General features: G+C 61.9%; 7 protein-coding genes. 2 read left to right on the forward strand and 5 right to left on the reverse strand.

The window, feature by feature from the left end; translation table 11 throughout:
• Positions 1-308: MFS transporter (locus tag AC5E6W_RS01920; protein ID WP_491750569.1), on the reverse strand; the 308-nt coding region annotated here is incomplete at its 3' end.
• Positions 309-382: 74 nt separating this feature from the next.
• Between AC5E6W_RS01920 and AC5E6W_RS01925 the strand changes: the two genes are divergently transcribed.
• Positions 383-610, forward strand: a complete 228-nt coding sequence (locus AC5E6W_RS01925) for a type II toxin-antitoxin system VapB family antitoxin (protein WP_491750570.1) — start codon at positions 383-385, stop codon at positions 608-610.
• Between the two features lie 6 nt (positions 611-616).
• Positions 617-1,012 (forward strand): type II toxin-antitoxin system VapC family toxin, encoded by a 396-nt coding sequence (vapC, locus tag AC5E6W_RS01930; protein WP_491750571.1) that lies wholly within the window; start codon positions 617-619, stop codon positions 1,010-1,012.
• A gap of 3 nt (positions 1,013-1,015) precedes the next feature.
• Here the strand turns inward: vapC and pyrR are convergent, their stop codons facing one another.
• From pyrR to AC5E6W_RS01950, 4 genes are all read right to left on the reverse strand, one after another.
• Complete coding sequence (gene pyrR, locus AC5E6W_RS01935; protein ID WP_491750572.1) at positions 1,016-1,618, reverse strand: bifunctional pyr operon transcriptional regulator/uracil phosphoribosyltransferase PyrR; 603 nt, start codon at positions 1,616-1,618, stop codon at positions 1,016-1,018.
• A 41-nt stretch (positions 1,619-1,659) separates the two neighbouring features.
• Positions 1,660-2,373 carry a hypothetical protein gene (locus AC5E6W_RS01940; protein WP_491750573.1) on the reverse strand — a complete coding sequence of 238 codons (714 nt, stop codon included), beginning with the start codon at positions 2,371-2,373 and terminating at the stop codon, positions 1,660-1,662.
• Between the two features lie 55 nt (positions 2,374-2,428).
• Entirely contained in the window at positions 2,429-3,031 is a 603-nt protein-coding gene (locus AC5E6W_RS01945; protein WP_491750574.1) for a hypothetical protein, read from the reverse strand.
• Positions 3,032-3,155: 124 nt separating this feature from the next.
• Positions 3,156-3,798: DUF885 family protein (locus AC5E6W_RS01950; protein ID WP_491750575.1), on the reverse strand; the 643-nt coding region annotated here is incomplete at its 5' end.

Below are 3,798 nucleotides of genomic sequence, written 5' to 3' on the forward strand. Positions count from 1 at the left end.
ACGGCGCGGATGAGGTCGCTGGAGACCAGCGTCGGCTTGACGGGCCAACGGTCGACGAAAACGCCCGAGAGGACGCCGAGAACCGCGATGGGCAGCATGTAAGCGATCTGCACGCCGGTGATCTGCTGGGCGGTGGCGTGGAGGTTGAAGGTCATGACGATGATGACCGCGAAGAGGGCAAGGAAGTCGCCGAAGACGGAGACGATCTGCGCGTACCAGAGACGGCGCATCAACGGAATGCGCAGGACCTCGCCCATGGTGAGCGGGGCGAGCTTCGGCTGATCGGTGATGGGGGCGGCTGTGGACATTGTCCTACTCTAGATGAAGCGGCTGCGGTTTCCGATACACATTAATTGTGAGATTCTTACACATAGGGGAGCGTATGCGGACGAATATTGAGATCGACGACAAGTTGATGAAGCAGGCGATGAAGGCTGCCGGGGTGACGACGAAGAAGGCGGCCGTGGAGGAAGCGCTGCGGCGGATGGTGCAGCTTCAACGGCAGGGTGGCATCCGAAAACTGCGGGGTAAGGTAAATTTCTGGGACGATGTGATCGCGGACCGGGTTGCAAGTTCGGTTGAGAAGCCTTCTTCGAAGAAAGCCGCTTGATCTGGCATGACCATTGTTGATACGAGTGTCTTGATCGATTATCTGGCGGGGCGAGTGACACCACAGACAAGTTGGTTGCAGCAGAACGCCGACGCCGTTCTGTGCGGGCTGACCGATTTGATTGTGTATGAGGTGTTGCGGGGTATCCGAGACGATGCGCAGGTGGCGGTCGTGCAGGAGGAGTTAGGAGAGTTTCAGCAATGGCCGACTTTGACGCCTAGGTTGGAGATCATCGCCGCGGAAAACTATCGCAGCCTGCGAAAGCGCGGGATCACGATACGGAAGACGGTGGATTGCCTGGTGGCGAGCTTCTGCATTGAGCATGGGCACGATTTACTGCACAATGACCGGGACTTTGAAGCGTTTGAGAAGCACCTTGGGTTGCAGGTGCTTCATCCTTAGCCTCTAGTCGACAAGTTCAACCAAAATTACCTGTTCGTCGTTGTCGATCTCGCGGAGCTTGACTTCGATGATTTCGCGGCGAGAGGTGGGGACGATGCGGCCGATGAAGCGGGCTTCGATGGGGAGCTCGCGGTGGCCGCGGTCGATGAGGACCAGGAGCTGCACGCTCTTGGGGCGCCCGTAGTCGAAGAGGGCGTCGAGCGCAGCGCGGATGGTGCGACCGGTGTAGAGGACATCGTCCATGAGGATGATGTCGCGACCGGTGACGTCGAAGCCCAGCTCGCCTTTTTCGACAACCGGCCGTGGGCCGGCGGTGGAGAGGTCGTCGCGATAGAAGCTGATGTCGAGGACGCCGGTGTCGACGGGGGCTTTTTCGATCTTTTCGATGATTTTGGCGAGGCGCTGGGCGAGTGGGACGCCGCGGCGCTTGATGCCGACCAGGCCGAGGTTGGCGGCGCCGTCGTTGCGCTCGACGATTTCATGGGCCAGGCGGACGAGCGTGCGCTCGATCTCGGAGGCGGACATGAGGCGGCCTTTTTCACGAAGGCGCGGGGAGCGGGTGGAGGCTGTTGTTTCGGTTGCTGCGGGGGTGGTGGCGTCGCTCATGGTTGACCTTGATGATAGCAGCGGGGGTGGCTTGCCGCCCGCTAGGCTGGGCGTTTGCGGGAGCGCATGAAGCCGGAGAAGGCTCCGCTGGCGGTGGAAAGGATGAGCAGGACGGTGATGGCAAACAGGAGCATGAAGAGGAAAAAACCAGCGCGGAATTCGGGGACGTTGAGCAGCGGGTTGAAAACGGGATCGGCGGCGGCCTGGCCGGATTGAGCGATGACGCGGGCTTTAGCGTCGAGCAGCGATTTCAGGATGGTGGCGTCAATCTCCGTGCCGCGATGGAAGACAAAGCGGATGATGAGGATCTGCGCGGTTGAGGCGAAGGTAATGCCGAATCCACAGAGGATGCCGCAGACCAGGCCGATGCGTGCGCCAACGGCGGTGGTGATGTGGGTTTCCCGATGGCGGTTGCAGTAGATGGCCATGACGATGGAGGGGGCCATCCACGCGATGAAGTGTAGCGGGAGAAACAGGCAGAGGACTGAAAGGGCTGCGGCTACGGCAGCGGTGATGCGGATAACGGACTTCCAGACGACGAGCAGGTCGGGCGGCTGGGTAGCGAGGTACTCCTCGCGGGTGAGGTTGGAGGGCTGCGACTGGCCGGAAGCTTCGGCGCGCTGCGTTGTGGCCTGTTCCTGCAGCTCTTCGGAGAGCATGACCTGAGGGGCGCCGCAGTTCCAGCAGAAGGTGAGTGTGCCTTCGTCTTCGATGTGGAGAACGGAGTGGCAGCGGTGGCAAAGGCGTTGGATCACCCTACGAAGCTACCGGAGCCGGGGACGGAGGGCAACTCAACGATTGGGGAAGGGGCTATTCGGGGTCTTTCTGGGTGTCGGAGTGGGAGTGGAGGTTGGTGGGCAGGTTGAGCATGACGAGGCCGATGTGCGTGGCGCCGTCCTTGCTTTCGATGCTGACGACGTGGCGGCGCTGCTCGGAGCCGGCGCGGAGCTCGATGCCGTCCGAACTGGTGCTGCCGTGGACGTGGTGGTGGTCGTCCTCGTCGGAGCAGGTGAGACCCTGCGCGGTGCGCGTGGGGTTGCCGATGGTATGGTCGCCCTTGCATTCGAGGACCTCGCCGTAGCGGGCCATGTCGCTGCGGTAGAAGGCGATGACCTTGTCGGTGGAGTCCGAGGTCTGGAAGCTGGCAGCTTTGACGCCCAGATGGAAATCACCGAAGCTCATGTCGACGTCGGCAGAGTCGTGATCCTTGTCGCCATCCTTGGCGGGTACAGCGCCGGGATAGACCGCAAGACCGATGCTGGAGACGTCCGCGTCATCGTTGGTCTTCACCTTCATGGAGCCGAAGGGGGTGGAGATGGCGACGTTATCGTTCTTGCCGTCCTTGTCCTTGTGGTCGACGATGCGGCAGCCGGAGAGCAGGATGGCTGAAAAGGCGGCCGTGACAGCAAGCATGTGGAACGATTTCATCGGGATTCACCTCAGCAGGGGTTTGTCCGGGTGTCGGCCACAAGAGTGCGGCTGCTCCGGACGGAGCGAGTCGAAGACAGGATACGCGCTTCAGGTGGTTCCGGTTCCATCAGCTTCGTGCTTTTTCCTCGGGGATGAAGTGCTCTTCGACGGCTTTCTTCATCAGGCCCGGCGGCAGAAGGCCCTGCGCAAGGATGAAGTTGTGGAAGCGGAGGGCGCTGAACTTAGGACCGAGGGCGGTTTCGGCTTCTCTGCGGAGCTCGAGCAGGCGGGTAAAGCCGTAGAAGTAGCTGTTGGCCTGGCCGGGCATGCGGAAGGTGTAGCGCTCGACTTCCTGGTTGGCGAAGGGGACTGAGAAGCAGACGTCCTGGGTAAGGACCTTCATGGCGTCGGCGGGCTGGATTTTGCCGGCCTGGAGTTCGGGGTCGAGGAAGGCACGGGCGGCGCGGAGCAGGCGGAACTGCAGGCTGATGAGCTGGCCTTCCTTCGACATGTAGGGAAGGGTGATGTACTCGGCGTAGAGGCCCCAGCCTTCGGCGTTGGTGGAGTTGAAGGCATAGAGGGCGCGGGCTTTGGAGACGCCGTGCTCGACCATGGAATCGAACTGGAGCTCGTGGCCGGGACGGGCTTCATGGGCGATGAGGGTCCAGCTGGCGGCGTCGAAGGTGTAGTCGTCGACCTTGGCCGCGGCAGCTTCTCCGGCACCGGCGGGCATGTTGAGTGGGAGGACGAAGACGCCGCGCTGGCCGGTG

The sequence above is a fragment of the Bryocella sp. genome, assembly GCF_058498515.1.

Coding starts and splice junctions, on each gene's coding strand:
- AC5E6W_RS01925 (WP_491750570.1), top strand. CDS start 383: ATGCGGACGAATATTGAGATCGACGACAAGTTGATGAAGCAGGCGATG.
- vapC (WP_491750571.1), top strand. CDS start 617: ATGACCATTGTTGATACGAGTGTCTTGATCGATTATCTGGCGGGGCGA.
- pyrR (WP_491750572.1), bottom strand. CDS start 1,618: ATGAGCGACGCCACCACCCCCGCAGCAACCGAAACAACAGCCTCCACC.
- AC5E6W_RS01945 (WP_491750574.1), bottom strand. CDS start 3,031: ATGCTTGCTGTCACGGCCGCCTTTTCAGCCATCCTGCTCTCCGGCTGC.